The sequence below is a fragment of the Actinosynnema sp. NPDC037264 genome (assembly GCF_055603705.1).
In genome coordinates this window covers 258,428-273,290 of sequence record NZ_JBVJVK010000003.1, presented here as the reverse complement: position 1 = coordinate 273,290, position 14,863 = coordinate 258,428, and the positions used below count along the sequence as shown (strand labels likewise).

Annotated in this window: 14 protein-coding genes; 8 read left to right on the top strand and 6 right to left on the bottom strand. The window is 72.2% G+C overall.

The features are described from left to right. Nucleotides 1-14 precede the first annotated feature (14 nt). Genes ACZ7GX_RS05760 through ACZ7GX_RS05750 form a run of 3 tightly spaced genes read left to right on the top strand, consistent with a single transcriptional unit; the run spans nucleotide 15 to nucleotide 2,985 of the window. Entirely contained in the window at nucleotides 15-1,277 is a 1,263-nt protein-coding gene (locus ACZ7GX_RS05760) for a tetratricopeptide repeat protein (RefSeq protein ID WP_498773266.1), read from the top strand. Further along, nucleotides 1,274-2,617 (top strand): nickel/cobalt transporter, encoded by a 1,344-nt coding sequence (locus ACZ7GX_RS05755; RefSeq protein ID WP_498773264.1) that lies wholly within the window; start codon nucleotides 1,274-1,276, stop codon nucleotides 2,615-2,617. The genes ACZ7GX_RS05760 and ACZ7GX_RS05755 overlap by 4 nt, the downstream gene beginning before the upstream one ends. Next, nucleotides 2,614-2,985 carry a hypothetical protein gene (locus ACZ7GX_RS05750; protein WP_498773262.1) on the top strand — a complete coding sequence of 124 codons (372 nt, stop codon included), beginning with the start codon at nucleotides 2,614-2,616 and terminating at the stop codon, nucleotides 2,983-2,985. The genes ACZ7GX_RS05755 and ACZ7GX_RS05750 overlap by 4 nt, the downstream gene beginning before the upstream one ends. On the opposite strand, the gene ACZ7GX_RS05745 is transcribed toward ACZ7GX_RS05750, so the two are convergent. Next, on the bottom strand, nucleotides 2,967-3,653 hold the full coding sequence (locus ACZ7GX_RS05745) for a maleylpyruvate isomerase family mycothiol-dependent enzyme (protein ID WP_498773260.1): 687 nt from the start codon (nucleotides 3,651-3,653) through the stop codon (nucleotides 2,967-2,969). The genes ACZ7GX_RS05750 and ACZ7GX_RS05745 overlap by 19 nt on opposite strands. Nucleotides 3,654-3,755: 102 nt before the next feature. On the opposite strand from ACZ7GX_RS05745, the gene ACZ7GX_RS05740 reads away from it, so the two are divergent. Then, nucleotides 3,756-4,589, top strand: coding sequence for a septum formation family protein (locus tag ACZ7GX_RS05740; RefSeq protein ID WP_498773258.1), 834 nt, complete (start codon nucleotides 3,756-3,758; stop codon nucleotides 4,587-4,589). Between the two features lie 8 nt (nucleotides 4,590-4,597). Here ACZ7GX_RS05740 and ACZ7GX_RS05735 read toward each other — a convergent pair whose 3' ends face one another. After that, nucleotides 4,598-5,998, bottom strand: coding sequence for a PP2C family protein-serine/threonine phosphatase (locus tag ACZ7GX_RS05735; protein ID WP_498773256.1), 1,401 nt, complete (start codon nucleotides 5,996-5,998; stop codon nucleotides 4,598-4,600). A gap of 95 nt (nucleotides 5,999-6,093) precedes the next feature. Between ACZ7GX_RS05735 and ACZ7GX_RS05730 the strand changes: the two genes are divergently transcribed. After that, nucleotides 6,094-10,554: a hybrid sensor histidine kinase/response regulator gene (locus ACZ7GX_RS05730; RefSeq protein WP_498773254.1), complete on the top strand. Its 4,461-nt coding sequence runs from the start codon at nucleotides 6,094-6,096 to the stop codon at nucleotides 10,552-10,554. Between the two features lie 303 nt (nucleotides 10,555-10,857). Here the strand turns inward: ACZ7GX_RS05730 and ACZ7GX_RS05725 are convergent, their stop codons facing one another. Then, nucleotides 10,858-11,721 carry an aminoglycoside phosphotransferase family protein gene (locus tag ACZ7GX_RS05725; protein ID WP_498773252.1) on the bottom strand — a complete coding sequence of 288 codons (864 nt, stop codon included), beginning with the start codon at nucleotides 11,719-11,721 and terminating at the stop codon, nucleotides 10,858-10,860. Next, nucleotides 11,718-12,047 carry an STAS domain-containing protein gene (locus tag ACZ7GX_RS05720; RefSeq protein WP_498773250.1) on the bottom strand — a complete coding sequence of 110 codons (330 nt, stop codon included), beginning with the start codon at nucleotides 12,045-12,047 and terminating at the stop codon, nucleotides 11,718-11,720. The genes ACZ7GX_RS05725 and ACZ7GX_RS05720 overlap by 4 nt, the downstream gene beginning before the upstream one ends. On the opposite strand from ACZ7GX_RS05720, the gene ACZ7GX_RS05715 reads away from it, so the two are divergent. Together ACZ7GX_RS05715 and ACZ7GX_RS05710 are read left to right on the top strand one after the other, a co-directional pair. After that, entirely contained in the window at nucleotides 12,046-12,603 is a 558-nt protein-coding gene (locus ACZ7GX_RS05715; protein WP_498773248.1) for an ATP-binding protein, read from the top strand. The genes ACZ7GX_RS05720 and ACZ7GX_RS05715 overlap by 2 nt on opposite strands. Before the next feature lie 149 nt (nucleotides 12,604-12,752). Continuing rightward, nucleotides 12,753-12,989, top strand: a complete 237-nt coding sequence (locus ACZ7GX_RS05710; protein ID WP_498773246.1) for a hypothetical protein — start codon at nucleotides 12,753-12,755, stop codon at nucleotides 12,987-12,989. Nucleotides 12,990-13,044: 55 nt separating this feature from the next. Here the strand turns inward: ACZ7GX_RS05710 and ACZ7GX_RS05705 are convergent, their stop codons facing one another. Continuing rightward, nucleotides 13,045-13,245 (bottom strand): antitoxin, encoded by a 201-nt coding sequence (locus tag ACZ7GX_RS05705; protein WP_498773244.1) that lies wholly within the window; start codon nucleotides 13,243-13,245, stop codon nucleotides 13,045-13,047. A gap of 156 nt (nucleotides 13,246-13,401) precedes the next feature. Continuing rightward, nucleotides 13,402-13,668 (bottom strand): hypothetical protein, encoded by a 267-nt coding sequence (locus ACZ7GX_RS05700; protein ID WP_498773242.1) that lies wholly within the window; start codon nucleotides 13,666-13,668, stop codon nucleotides 13,402-13,404. A gap of 343 nt (nucleotides 13,669-14,011) precedes the next feature. Here ACZ7GX_RS05700 and ACZ7GX_RS05695 point away from each other — a divergent pair, with 343 nt between their 5' ends. Further along, nucleotides 14,012-14,848, top strand: coding sequence for a peptidoglycan-binding domain-containing protein (locus ACZ7GX_RS05695; RefSeq protein ID WP_498773240.1), 837 nt, complete (start codon nucleotides 14,012-14,014; stop codon nucleotides 14,846-14,848). Nucleotides 14,849-14,863 lie beyond the last annotated feature (15 nt).

Sequence of the window (14,863 nt, the reverse complement as noted above, 5' to 3'; positions counted from 1 at the left end):
CCTGGGAGAACGCCATGCTCCGGCTCGTCGCCGTCACCGCCGTCGTCGGCGGGATCGCCCTGCTCGTCACGACCGTGACCTCCTTGTCCACTTCGGACGCTCCGGCGCCGCCGGCCGGCGCGGTGGCGGAGGTCGCCGCGCACCGGACCGTCTCGGCGTTGCAGGACAAGCTGCGCCGCACGCCGTCGGACGCGGGCGCGTGGGCCGCGTTGGGCTCGGCGTACGTCGAGCAGGCGCGGATCACCGGCGACCCGTCGTACTACGAGAAGGCGCGGGGCGCGCTGGACACGTCGTTGCGGCACCAGCCGGAGGGCAACGGGTTCGCGTCGATCGGGTTGGGCGCGCTGGCGAACGCGCGGCACGACTTCGCGGCGGCCCGCGACCACGCGTCACGGGCGCAGGCGGTGCTGCCGGACACCGCGGAGGTGTACGGGGTGCTGGCCGACGCGTTGACGCAGCTCGGGATGCCGGCCGAGGCCACCGCCGCGGTGCAGCGGATGCTGGACCTGGAGCCCGGCGTCCCGTCGTTCACGCGGGCCGCCTACGACCTGGAGCAACGCGGGGACGTGCCGGGCGCGCGCGAGGCGCTGGAGCGGGCGTTGGCCGCGGCGGGCGCCGCGCCGGACGTGGTGTTCTGCCGCTACCACCTGGGTGAGCTGGCGTTCGACAACGGTGACCTGGACGAGGCGCTGTCGCAGTACTCGCAAGGGCTGGTGGTGGACCCGCGCGACGTGATGTCGTCGCAGGGCAAGGCGAAGGTCCTGTTCGCGCGCGGTTCGGTGGACGAGGCGCTGCGGCTGTACTCGGAACTGGTGCAGCGCGCGCCGTTGCCGCAGCTCGTGCACGAGCACGCCACCATGCTGCGTGCGGCGGGACGTGACCCCGCGCCGCAGTTCGCCGTGCTGGAACGGCAGTTCGCCCTGGCGCCGGACGACCTGGCGGCGTCCGCGGTGGCGGCGGACCGGGGTGACGCGGTGTCGGCGTTGCGGCTGGCGGAGGCCGAGTGGGGACGGCGGCAGCACGTGCTGGTGGCCGACGCGCTGGCGTGGGCGCTGCACCTGAACGGTCGGCACGAGGAGGCGTTGGCGTTCGCCGACCGCGCGGTCTCGACCGGGTGGCACAACGCCGGGTTCCTGTACCACCGGGGCATGATCCTGGCCGCGCTGGGACGTGGTGACGAGGCGGCGGGGGTGTTGGACGAGGCGTTGCGGATCAACCCGCACTTCTCGTTCGTGGACGCGCCGCGGGCGCGGGCGGCGCTGGACGGTCTGCGGTGAAGGTGCTCGGCCTGGTGTTGCTGGGGTTGCTGCTGTTCCCGGCGCAGGCGGGCGCGCACCCGTTGGGCAACTTCACGGTCAACCACTACCACGGGATCACCGTGCACCCGGATCGCGTGACCGTGCGCGCGGTGGTGGACACCGCCGAGATCCCCACGGTGCAGGAGCGGCCGGCGGAGGTGGTCGGCTACGCGGCACGCGAGTGCGCCGCCCTGTCGCGGGCCACGGCGGTGGAGGTGGACGGCCGGGCCGTGCCGGTCGAGGTGCGGTCGAGCGCGGTCGAGTTCCCGCCCGGTGACGCGGGGCTGCCGACCACCCGGCTGACCTGCGTGGTGGAGGCCGGCGCGTCGGGGGCGACGGTGGCGGTGCGGGCCGGGTACCGGGACGACCGCGTCGGCTGGCGGGAGATGACGGCGGTGGGCGACGGCGTGGCGCTGCTCGACCCGCCGGTGCCGGCGGTGAGCGTGACGGGTGAGTTGCGCGAGTACCCGGACGACCTGCTGGCGGACCCGGTGGACGTGCGTTCGGTGGTGTTGCGGGTCGGGGCGGGGTCGTCCGCGCCGGTGGTCGGCACGGCGGTGGGTGGGCCGTCGTGGGTGGGCGCGGCCACGCGGGCGTTCACGTCGTTCGCCGGCGTTCGGGACCCGACGCCGTGGGTCGGGGTGTTGGCGGTGCTGTTGTCGCTGGTCCTGGGCGCGGGGCACGCGGCGTTGCCGGGGCACGGGAAGACCGTGATCGCGGCGTACCTGGCCGGGCGGGCGGGCACGCCGCGTGACGCCCTGGTGGTGGGTGCGGCGGTGACGGTGACGCACACGGCCGGGGTGTTGGTGGTGGGGTTGCTGATCAGCGCGACCAGTGCGGTGGCGGGTGACGCGGTGCTGCGGTGGTTGGGGGTGGTGAGCGGCCTGCTGGTGGCGGTGATCGGTGTCGGGCTGCTGCGCACGTCGCTGAGGGAACGCCGGTCCGCGCTCGTCGGACACGGACATGGGCATGGGCATGGGCACGGGCATCGTGTCGGGAGGAGCGGTCTGGTCGGGATGGGCGTGGCGGGTGGTCTGGTGCCGAGCCCGTCCGCGCTGGTCGTGCTGCTCGGCGCGGTGGCGCTGGGCCGGACCTGGTTCGGCGTGCTGCTCGTCCTCGGCTACGGCGTCGGCCTGGCCGTCACGCTGACCGCCGTCGGCCTCGTCCTGGTCCGCCTGCGGGACCGCCTGGCCGCCGTCGAACGCCTGCGCGACCGCTTCACCGCCCTGCCCGTGATCACCGCGGCCCTCGTGCTGACCGTCGGCCTGGGACTCGCCTTGCGGGCGGCCTCGGGGCTGTGGGTATCTTGCGCACTGTGACGACGCCGGTGGTACGCGTGACCGAGTGGTCGGGGAAGTCCTGGGACGAGCCGTCCGAGGCCGACCTGCACGACCTCCTCGCCGACCTGGACCTGACCCAGCGACACCTGACCGTGCACCGGCTCGACCTGGAGCCGGCCGGGCAGCACTACCTGCGGGTGCACCTGAACGACGACCTCAGCCACCTCGTGGAGCACCACGCGGGCGGCCCGGACCGCCAGTTCCGGGCGCAGGTGCCCCGGCAGCCCGACGTGATCGGGGTCGGCCCCGTCGCGGCGGTGCTCGCGGACTGGGCGTTCGGCCGAGAGGGGTGGCGCGAGGCCCTGCACTGGGTGCCGCTGTCGCTGGATCAGTCCGGCAGGTCCTGACGGCGCGCCGGGTACGACGGCCACGGGCCGAGCTCCGGCAGCGGCGCGGCGGAGGTGGGCGGCTCGTCGGGCTCGCGGCCGGCGAGCCAGGCGGCGAGGTCGCGCACCCCGCCGACGACCTCCGTGCCCGTGCCCCACGTCCTCGGCACGTCGGTCGCCCGCAGGGACACGCCGGCGGGCAACCGCGCTCGCAGCACGCCGATGGTGTGCACGGCGAAGTCCGCGCTCCACTCGGCGGGCCGGACGCCGAGGTCGAGGTCCAGCAGGTGGATCCACACCTCGCGCCAGCGCGTGAACACCGGCGGGACCTGGTCGGCCTCGTCGGGGTCGACCGGCTCCGACCAGTCGGCGACGCCCGCCCACGCCCGTTCCAGGCGTTCGGACTGCTCCGCGGTCGCGGCCCGGTGCTCAGCCGCGCCGCGGTGCGCGGTGGCCTCGATGATCGCGTCCCGTTCGCCGGGCTCCCACATCGCCACCCGCTCGCCGCGCGACCAGTGCTCGACCACCCGGCTGCGGGCGCGGGCCGCGTCGGCGAGGTGGGCCAGCACGTGCCCCCGCGTCCAGCCCGGCAGCCGCGACGGCGCCGCGACCTGCGCGTCGGTCAGGTCGGCGATCGCGTCGAGCAGCCGGCGGTGCGCTCGCGCGACCTCGGCGAGAGGTGGCTCCACAGCACCCGATCCTAGGGACCGGGGACGTCGGGTGCGCCGTCCCGCGGGCAGGTTGCTGCCATCGCGGCACCGGCGCGGGTGATCGAACTTTACGGTGGCCCGGTGGTTGATTCCCTGTGGTGGCGCGGCGTTGCCGGGGTGCTCGCGCTCGTGCTGACGAGTGCCTGCGGCGGCACCTCGGTGCCCGGCACGCCGCGAGCGGCGGCGCCGGTGGTGACCACGACCTCCGCCGAGCCACCGCCGAAGCGGGTGGGTTCCCACGGACCCGGCGACTGCCTGGCCATCGTGGACAACGCCTTCCAGCCCGTCGGCTGCGAGCGGGAGCACCAGGCGGAGGTGGCGCTGTCCGACCACCTGCCGACCGGGTTCCCGGCCGGCTACCCACCGGTCGGCACGACGATCTCGCCCACGTGCCGCGACGCGATGGCCGCGTACCTGGGCGGTCCGGACGCCGAGGCCACGCGGCTGGAACACCGGGTCCTGTGGCCGACGCCGGAGCAGTGGGCCGCCGGTGAGCGGTGGTTCGCCTGCGCGATGCTGGAACGCGGGCCGGACAACAAGGCGGCGACGCGGACCGGGAGCGTCAAGGGCGCGCTCGCCGCGGGTCTCGGCGCGCTGCGGCGGTGCTACGCCGGCGAGCCGCTGGACGAGCCGACGCGGGTCGTGCCCTGCGACCAGCCGCACCGCAGCGAAGCCGTGCCCGGGGTCGTCCGGCTGGGGTCCCACACCGATCCCGCGCCGGGCTACGGGACGATGATGGAGCTGTCGATGGACCGCTGCATCCGCGCGGTCGAGGCGTACCTGGGCGGGTCACGGCCGGGCGTCACGGCGAGGTCGGTCATGCCGGCCCAGGAGTACTGGCCCTCCGGCGCCACGACCGCGGTCTGCTACGCCATCAGCACCGAACCGGTGACCGGCACGCTCGGCGCCCGCTAGCCGCTGCCTCAGGACGCCGCTTGCAGCACGAGCAGGGTCAGGTCGTCGTGCTCCGCCTGCCCCAGCCAGTCGAACACGACGCGCCGCAGGTGGTCCGACACCGCCTCGGCCGACAGGCCGGCGCAGTCCGCCAGCGCCGCCTTCAGCCGCACGTCGCCGAACAGCTCCTGCCGGTCGTCGTGCTTGCGCGCCTCGGTCAACCCGTCGCTGTAGAGCAGCAACGTCTCCCCCGACCCGAGGGCGACGGTCGTCTGGTTGAACCGCACCTCCGGCAGCACGCCGACGATCCCGCCGTGCACGGCGACCTCGTCCACCCGACCGTCGGCCCGCAGCACGAGCGGCGCGGGGTGGCCGCCGGCGGCCAGGGTCAGCCGCAGGCCGCCGGTCTGGACCGGCATCATCGTGCCGACGACGAGCGTGGTGAACAGGCGGCTGCCCGCGGCCCGCAGAGCCGCGTTGAGCAGGTACAGCAGCTGCGCGGGCCGCTGCTCGACCACGAGCAGGGTGTGCAGGCTGCGCCGCACCCGGCTGCTGTGCACGGCGGCCTCCAACCCGTTGCCCGCCACGTCGCCGAGCACGAACGCCGCGCTGCCGTCCTCACGGGGGTGGACGTCGTAGAAGTCGCCGCCGACCAGGACCCGCCGGTGCGCCGGCTCGTAGACGCCGGCCAGGTGGACGCCCGGGACCTCCGGCAGGGGCAGGGGCAGCAGGTCGGCCTTCAGCGCCTCCACGGTCTGCTGCTGCTCGCTGAACCGGGTGCTCGCCTCGACCGACGCGGCGGCCCGCGCCGCGTACCGCTTGAGCAGGTCGACGTGCCACGTGCCGCCGAAGCAGACCAGCGCGCCGCCCTCGGTCAGCGGCACGGCCACGCCGACACCGGACGCGCCCCACGGGCCCTCGCCCAGCTCGGCCAGCTCGGCGTGGTCGACCCGCCGTTCCAGCACGGCGGTGAGGCCGGGCGCGGTGCCGGCGACCTGGCGGGTGGTGCGGGCCACGGCCACGTCGCCGGCGGGCGTGCGCCGCCACCATTCGAGACGGCCGCGGACGCCGGGCAGCACCACGACGGCGTGCTCGGCGGGCGCGAGCTCGACCACGGCGCGCAGCGTCGCCGCACGCTCCGTGAGCGAGGTCATCCGGCGGGCGGCGTCGTCGAGGAAGTCGTCCACGCCCCGGTACAAGGCCACCCAGCCGTCGCCGAGGTCCTGCCGCCGGCCGCGACCGGTGCCGCCGTCCGGCAGCATCGAGCCCGTCCGGACCTGCGGGAACAGCGCGGGTGCGAGAGGGTTGGCCAACCGGACGACACCTTCCGGGTCCAGCACGACGACGGCCTCGTGGAAGCCGTCGACCACGCGACGCCACGCGTCGAGGTCGAGGCCCGTGTCGGCGCCTTGCCGGTAGCCCTGGGCCATCACGGCTCCTGTGTGTCGGGTCGACCCAACCTATCGGACAAGTTGCCTCCAACAGTGGCAGGCTTGGCGCAGTTCCGCTGACATCGGAGGCTCGTGTGACGACCGCCCAGGACGACACGGACGTGACCCTGTCCCGACTGCTGACCGCGATGCGTGAGATGAAGGACGGCAATTTCCGCCGTCGTCTCGTGGTGCCCAAAAGGGGCGGAGACCGCGACGGGGTGACAGCCGAGCTGGCCGAGGTCTTCAACGAGATCGCGGAGCGCAACCAGTGGCTGGTGGGCGAGCTGGTCCGGGTGCGGCAGTCGGTCGGTCAGGAGGGCAGGCTCGGCGAGCGGCTGGCCCCGAGCACCTCGACCGGTGGCTGGGCCACGGCGGCGGACTCGGTGAACGGCCTGATCGACGACCTGACCAGGCCGACCGCCGAGCTGAGCCGCGTGCTCGCCGCGGTCGCCGAGGGCGACCTGTCGCAGGAGATCGTGGTGGACGCGCGCGGCGAGGTCGCGGTGCTGGTGGAGAGCTTCAACTCGATGACGGCCACGCTGCGCACGTTCGCGGGCGAGGTCACGCGGGTGGCGCGCGAGATCGGCACCGACGGGCGGCTCGGCGGCACGGCGGTCGTGCCGGGGGTGGCGGGCACGTGGAAGGACCTGACCGACTCGGTCAACTTCATGTCCGACAACCTGACCAAGCAGGTCCGCGACATCGCGCAGGTGGCGACGGCGGTGGCGCAGGGCGACCTGTCGCAGAAGATCACCGTGACGGTGGCGGGCGAGATGCTGGAGTTGAAGGACACCGTCAACACGATGGTGGACCAGCTGTCGTCGTTCGCGGATGAGGTCACGCGTGTGGCGCGCGAGGTCGGCACGGACGGGCGGTTGGGCGGTCAAGCCCAGGTGCCCGGGGTGGCCGGGACCTGGCGCGACCTGACCGACAACGTGAACTTCATGGCGAACAACCTGACCTCGCAGGTGCGGAACATCGCGCAGGTCGCCACGGCGGTGGCGCAGGGCGACCTGTCGCAGAAGATCACGGTCGACGCGCGGGGCGAGATCCTGGAGCTCAAGTCGACCATCAACACGATGGTCGACCAGCTGTCCTCGTTCGCGGATGAAGTGACGCGCGTGGCCCGCGAGGTCGGCACGGACGGACGGCTGGGAGGTCAGGCCCAGGTGCCCGGCGTGGCCGGGACCTGGCGCGACCTCACCGACTCCGTGAACTTCATGGCCGGCAACCTGACCTCCCAGGTCCGCAACATCGCGCAGGTCACGACGGCGGTCGCGCAGGGCGACCTGTCGCAGAAGATCGACGTCGACGCGCGCGGCGAGATCCTGCAGCTCAAGACCACCATCAACACGATGGTCGACCAGCTGTCGTCGTTCGCGGCCGAGGTCACCCGGGTGGCGCGCGAGGTCGGCAGCGACGGGCGGCTGGGCGGTCAAGCCCAGGTGCCGGGCGTGGCGGGCACCTGGCGCGACCTCACCGACTCCGTGAACTTCATGGCCGGCAACCTGACCTCCCAGGTCCGCAACATCGCGCAGGTCGCGACGGCGGTCGCGCGCGGCGACCTCTCGCAGAAGATCACGGTCAACGCGCGCGGCGAGATCCTGGAGCTGAAGGACACCATCAACACGATGGTCGACCAGCTGTCCTCCTTCGCCGACGAAGTCACGCGCGTGGCCCGCGAGGTGGGCACGGACGGGCGGTTGGGCGGTCAGGCGCAGGTGCCCGGGGTCGCCGGGACCTGGCGCGACCTCACCGACTCGGTCAACTTCATGGCGAACAACCTCACGGCCCAGGTCCGGTCGATCGCCCAGGTGACGACGGCGGTCGCCGGTGGCGACCTGTCCCAGAAGATCACGGTCGACGCGCGGGGCGAGATCCTGGAGCTGAAGTCGACCATCAACACGATGGTCGACCAGCTGTCCTCGTTCGCGGATGAAGTGACGCGGGTGGCGAGGGAGGTCGGCACGGACGGGCGGTTGGGTGGTCAGGCCAGGGTGCCGGGGGTCGCCGGCACGTGGAAGGACCTCACCGACAACGTCAACGTCATGGCCGACAACCTGTCCACGCAGGTCAGGTCGATCGCGGCGGTGGCGACGGCGGTCGCGGGCGGCGACCTGTCCAAGAAGATCGCGGTCGAGGCCAAGGGCGAGGTCGCGGCGCTGGCGGACACCATCAACGGCATGGTGGACACGCTGCGCGCGTTCGCCGACGAGGTCACCCGGGTGTCGCGCGAGGTCGGCACCGAGGGGATCCTCGGTGGCCAGGCCCGCGTGCCGAACGTGGCGGGCACGTGGAAGGACCTCACCGAGAACGTCAACTTCATGGCGAACAACCTCACGTCGCAGGTGCGCAACATCGCCCAGGTGACGACGGCGGTGGCGTTGGGCGACCTGTCGAAGAAGATCGACGTCGACGCGCGCGGCGAGATCCTGGAGCTGAAGACCACCATCAACACGATGGTCGACCAGCTGTCCTCCTTCGCCCAGGAGGTCACGCGCGTGGCGAGGGAGGTCGGCACCGAGGGCAAGCTCGGCGGCCAGGCCGAGGTGGAAGGCGTCTCGGGCACCTGGAAGCGGCTGACCGAGAACGTCAACGAGCTGGCCGGGAACCTGACCCGGCAGGTCCGCGCGATCGCGGTGGTGGCGACGGCGGTGACGGCGGGCGACCTGACCCGGCAGATCACCGTGGAGGCGTCCGGCGAGGTCGCCGAGCTGAAGGACAACATCAACCGGATGATCGGCAACCTGAGGGTGTCGACCCGGGCCAACCAGGAGCAGGACTGGCTGAAGACGAACCTGGCCAGGCTGTCCGGCCAGATGCAGGGGCACCGCGACCTCAACGCCATGGCGTCGCTGGTGATCAGCGAGCTGACGCCGCTGGTGTCGGCGCAGCACGGCGCGTTCTTCCTGGCGGACCCCGAGTCGAACGCCCTGGACCTGACCGCGTCCTACGGGTACACGCCGCGCGGCGGCCGGCCCACGCGGTTCACGCGCGGCGAGTCGCTGGTCGGGCAGGTCGCGGTGGAGAAGAAGACGGTGCTGGTCACCGACGTGCCGCCGGGGTACATCGAGATCGGCTCCGGGCTCGGCTCGGCGCCGCCCGCGAACCTGGTGATACTGCCGATCGTGTTCCAGGGCGAGACGCTCGGCGTGATCGAGCTGGGGTCGTTCGGCGAGTTCACCGAGGTGCACCTGGACCTGTTGGACCAGCTCAAGGAGAACATCGGCGTCAACCTGAACACGATGCTCGCGAACGCGCGGACCGACACGCTGCTGGTGGAGTCGCAGCGGCTGACCGAGGAGCTGCGGGCCGGTTCGGTCGAGCTGGAGGCGCGGGCGCGGCAGCTGTCGTCGGCGTCGAAGTACAAGTCGGAGTTCATGGCGAACATGTCGCACGAGCTGCGCACGCCGTTGAACAGCCTGCTGATCCTGGCGAAGCTGCTGGCGGACAACCTGGACGGGAACCTGAACCCGAAGCAGGTGGAGTTCGCCAAGACCATCCACTCGTCGGGCACGGACCTGCTGCAGCTGATCGACGACATCCTGGACCTGACCAAGGTCGAGGCCGGGCACATGCAGGTGCAGACGGACCCGGTGCACGTGTCCGACGTCGTCGGGTACGTCGAGGCGATGACCTCGCCGCTGGCCGCGGAGAAGGGGCTGGCGTTCGAGGTCGTGGTGGAGCCGGACGTGCCGCCCACCCTGCACACCGACGAGCACCGGTTGCAGCAGATCCTGCGGAACCTGTTGTCGAACGCGGTGAAGTTCACGCACGACGGCGAGATCAAGCTGCGGATCCGGGTGGTCGAGGGCTCGGTCGCGTTCGACGTGCAGGACACCGGCATCGGCATCCCGTCGGACAAGTTGTCGGTGATCTTCGAGGCGTTCCAGCAGGCGGACGGCACGACGTCGCGGAAGTACGGCGGCACCGGGTTGGGCCTGTCGATCAGCCGGGAGCTGGCGACGTTGCTCGACGGTCGGTTGGACGTGCGGTCCGAGCCGGGCGTCGGGTCGACGTTCACGCTGTACCTGCCGCTGGCGGAGCAGGGCCTGGTGCCGCCGGTCCCGGTGGAGCCGGAGGTCGTGCCGGAGCTGCTGACGCCCGCCGACGACGCCACGCAGGCGCTCATCGCGCCGTCGGAGCTGCCGCCCGCGCCGATGCGGTTCCACGGCGAGAAGGTGTTGATCGTCGACGACGACCTGCGGAACGTGTTCGCGTTGACGAGCGTGCTGGAGCTGCACGGGTTGCAGGTGATCTACGCGGACAACGGGATCACCGGGGTGCGGGCGTTGGAGCAGTACGACGACGTGACGCTGGTGCTGATGGACATCATGATGCCGGAGTTGGACGGGAACGCCACCATGGCCGCGATCCGGGCGATGTCGCGGTACGCCGACCTGCCGGTGATCGCGGTGACGGCCAAGGCGATGAAGGGTGACCGGGAGAAGTCCCTGGCTTCGGGGGCGACCGATTACGTGACCAAGCCGGTGGACACGGAGCACCTGCTGCGCCTGATCGCCTTCTACCTGGGCGTGGACCAGACCGACTGACCCGACGTCGCGCGTGTCCTGCGTTCAGGTCGGGTGTGTCGAACGTTCCTGTGGCGAGTTGAGTGTTCGGGTGCGGCGAGTTGAGTCTTCGGGGTGGTGGTTGGGGCCGGCTCGATTTGACATGGGGCCCTTACGGGCACCCCAGGCAGGCCAAAGCCGGGCAGGCCTGGCGGGAAAAGCGTCCGCCAAGCCTGCCCGGCTTCGACCAGCCTATGGCACCCGAACCCATGTCAAATCGGGCCTAGGTGGGGATGCTGCGGGTCCGTTGTGGGCGGGTGGGGGGTGGTGGACCGGTGGGTGGGGTCAGGTCAGGGCGGTGATCAGGCGGTGGCAGCGGATGGGGTCTTCGGTCAGACCCGCGTCCAGGCCCCACAGCCAGTAGTCGATGGCGCGGAAGACGACCCAGTTCCTGGCTTGGTCGCGGTTCAGGTTGGCGGCGTTGACGACGATGTCCAGGTGGGCGGTGATCGCGGTGTCGTCGGGCATGTCGTCGAGCCTCGTCCAGAGGACTCTGGCCAGGTCGTAGGCGATGTCGCCGCGCAGCAGGATCGGGTCGACGGTCAGCCAGGGTTCGCGGGTGCCGGCCAGGACTTGGGCCGAGTGCAGGTCGCCGTTGACGGCGAGCGTGGACGCGGTGGTGACCAGGGTTGCCACCGCCTCCTCCCCCGCGCGGAGGATGGCGCGGTCGAAGGGTTTGCCTTGGCGCAGCCAGTCCGGTTCCAGGCTCTCGGCGCGGGCGAGGGCCAGGTCGGCCGTCGAACGGGCGGTCGGTGGGGCCGGGACGGCCAGTCGTCGGGCCATCACGCCCAGTACCGCCATGGCTTCCTCGGACGGGAGGTCCAGGGCGCTGCGGTGCAGGTCGAGGCGTTCCAGGAGCATGACGCCGGCGGTCGGGTCGGCGTCGACGAGGTGGACGGTGCCCCTTCCCTGCCAGAAGCGCAGGGCTTCGATGTGCGCCCTCACGTCCTCGCTCGGCGCGTTCACCCGCAGCACGAGTGGTGTGCCCTCGCGGGTCACCGGGATGACCAGGGCGTGCGAGCCGTGCCTCACCGGGCCGTCCGGACGCAGGTCCCAGACCTCCAGGCGGTGCTCGATGGCGGTGGGGAGGGTGGCCAGCCAGTCCTGGTCGCGGGGTATCGGCGAGTTGCGGAAGGTCTCGGGGATCACGTGGTGGTCGTGGCCGATTCGACGGTGTCGTGGATGTGCATGACCTCGGTCAACTCGGTCAGCCGGAACAGCTTGTGCACGGAGGGTTGCATCGACGCCATCCGGAACTCCCCGCCCGAGCCGTCCAGTCTGCGGTGCCAGTCGAGCATCAGGGACAGGCCCGTCGTGTCCATGAACGGCACCCCGCTCAGGTCCACCACGACGTTGGCGCCCCTGCTCTCCTCGAGGCGGTCGGACAGCACGGGGACCGTGTCGGCGTCCAGTTCGCCCGACACCGCGACGACCGTCCAGTCGCCCCGCACCTCACTGCGCACCTGCAACTCCATGGTGCACGAGCCTAGCCACCGGATGGGCCCCGTGCCGATACCGCGTCCCGACGGACTGGTCACCGACGTGCCGCCGGACGCCGCCAGGACGCCGGTCGGCGCGACCGCCCGGTGCCACGACCGGTGGATGTGCGACCATGCCGTGACGGCCGATCAACGGGGAGCGGATGTGCGCAACGAGCCAGCAGCGCCGGTGGCCGTGACGCTGCCCGCGTCAGCGGGCTCATCGGCGCGGGCCCGCCAGGTGGTGGGCGACGCGGCGGCGGCCTGGGGGCTGTCGGAGGACGCGGGCGACGACGCCGCCTTGGTGGTGACCGAGCTGGTGTCCAACGCGGTGGACCACGCGACCGGGCCGGTGGGCCTCACCGTCTCGCGGACGGAGTCCGGGCTGCGGATCGAGGTGGCCGACGGGTCGTCCGCCCTGCCCCAGCCCAGACCCGTGCAGGTCGACTCGGCACGGGGGCGCGGGCTGATCATCGTGGCCGCCCTGAGCCGGGCGTGGGGCACCGACCCGACCGCCGACGGCAAGGTCGTGTGGGCCGAGCTCGACGGCTGACGCGACGGCGGGGTCACGGTCGCCGCGGTCCCACGGTCGGGTGACGGCCGGACGGGGACGAGCGGCGAAGTCGTCCGCAGGGGCGCCGGTTCCGCGTTCAGGGTACGGAAAACGGGTATCCCCGGTGCGTCGACTAGTGAGGAGGTCATGTGTCCACCACGACCGAAACCGGTCAGGTGACCGGAACGCAGGACAAGGACTACAACATCATCTGGTTCGTCGAGGCGTGCCTGAGCAACGCGCTGCGGCTGGAGACCTACGTCGCCGACGCCGAGCGCGCGGGCGACCGCGAGCTGGCGGACTTCTTCCGCCGCGCCCAGGGCGAGAGCCGCAAGGGCGCCGAGCAGGGCAAGGCGCTGCTCGCCTCGCGCCTCACGCGCTCCTGAGCGCACGCGGAAGGGCCGCCCTCGATCGTGAGGGCGGCCCTCGGTCGTCTTCGGGCTACTGGCCTTCGCGGAATCGGTCCAGGCCTTCCTTGGCCTTGTCCGTCCCCTTCTGGATGTGCTCGGAGTGCTCACCGCCGGTGCGTTCGTCGACGAACTGGCCGGCCTTGTCGATGCCCTCGTCGGCCTTGTCGCCGTGCTGGCCGAGAGCGTCCTTGGCCTTGCCCTTGAGGTCGTCGAACTTGTCGCCAATGCCCATCTGCGCTCGAACCTCCTCCGGGTGTCCCTCGTGGACACACCACAGGTGGGCTACCGCCGTCGTCGGCCGTTGATGCGCTCGGGCCGAGAACTCACCCGGTCGAGTTAGGTCGATGGTCGACGCGTCCGTCCACTTGCGACGGAGGCGCCGGCTCGCTCAGTCGCGGGCTTGGAGCGGGTACTCGGCCGTGCGCTGGTCCTGCGCCCGCTCGTTGCGGGTGCGCACCGGCGCGTCGTCCGCGGGCGGGTCGGGCAGGCCGAGCATCAGCAGCAGCTCGCGGCAGTCGTTCGCGTCGACCGAGTTGTCGGCGACGGTGCGCGCGGCCTGGTTGCGCTGAACGGTCTCGGCCCGGTCGGCCGCGGCCCTCGCGTCGGCGAAACCGACCGCGGCACCCTGTGATCGACCAGGTCTGGTCTGCGTCATGACGACCCCGCCTCCCCTGCCGACAGGGCCGCGCCACGCATGGGGAGAGCGTGGTGGATCGGACCGGCGTGCCTGCGGGCCGTAGGGGTAGATGATGTGAACGGATGGTCCGGCGACAAGCCGGTGCTCCCGTCCCCGGCCCTGAGGTGCGGCCGGACTGGATCGGGGACCGCGCCGGCCGAGTGCCGACAGCTCGTGCCCCAACTCGCCGGACTCTACTCCACGACCCTCGTCGGACGAAGCGCGCCGCCTGTTGTCAACAACCAACCAACTACGGCGAGGTGTTGCCAAGAACCGCCGATCCGCGCTTGACTGGCTGCGCTTCGTCGGAGGTGGACCGGAGGTGGACGTGGTCAACGTCAGAGTCGCGGTGGTCGGTGCGCTGATCGGGTTGGCCGGCCTGGCGGCGCCCGCCGCCGCCGAGCCCCAGGCCGTCGCACTGCCCGTGGTCGACATGGAGTCCGTGCTCAAGGCCGCGCAGATCGACCCGCGCCGGGCCGACTCGGCGATCACGCCGGGCAGCGGCGACAGCGTGCGGCTGGTGGAACGGGCGCTCGCCGCGAAGGGGCACCTCGCCTCGACCTACGTGGACGGGCACTTCGGCACCCGGACGATCGACGCCTACGCGGCCTACCAGCGCTCGCTCGGCTACACCGGGCTCGACGCGTCCGGCATGCCCGGACCGACGTCGTTGCGGCTGCTCGGCGAGACGACCTACACCGTCACCCGCGTGGTGTCGGCGGGCAGCCGGGTGACCTACCACAGCGCGCTGATGAACACCCGCACGAAGGCCATGCTGGTCGAGGCGGAACGGCTGCTGGGCCGGACGCTCGGCATCACGCAGGGCTCGTACAACCCGGGCGGCGTGCCCGGCTCGGCGGGCACCCACGACGGCGGCGGCGCGCTGGACATCTCGGTGTCGGGCATGACCGCGACGACCCGCACGAACGTGGCCAGGGTGTTGCGCCAAGTGGGGTTCGCCGCGTGGATCCGCACGCCCGCGCAGGGCTTCGACTACCACATCCACGCGATCGCGTTGGGCGACCCGGACCTGTCCACGGGCGCGCGGAACCAGGCAGGCGACTACTACCTCGGCTTCAACGGGCTGGCCAACCGCGGTCCGGACGACGGGCCGGTGGTGACCCCGAAGCGGACGTGGGAGGAGTACCAGCGCCTCTGAGCGCCCCTAGGATGG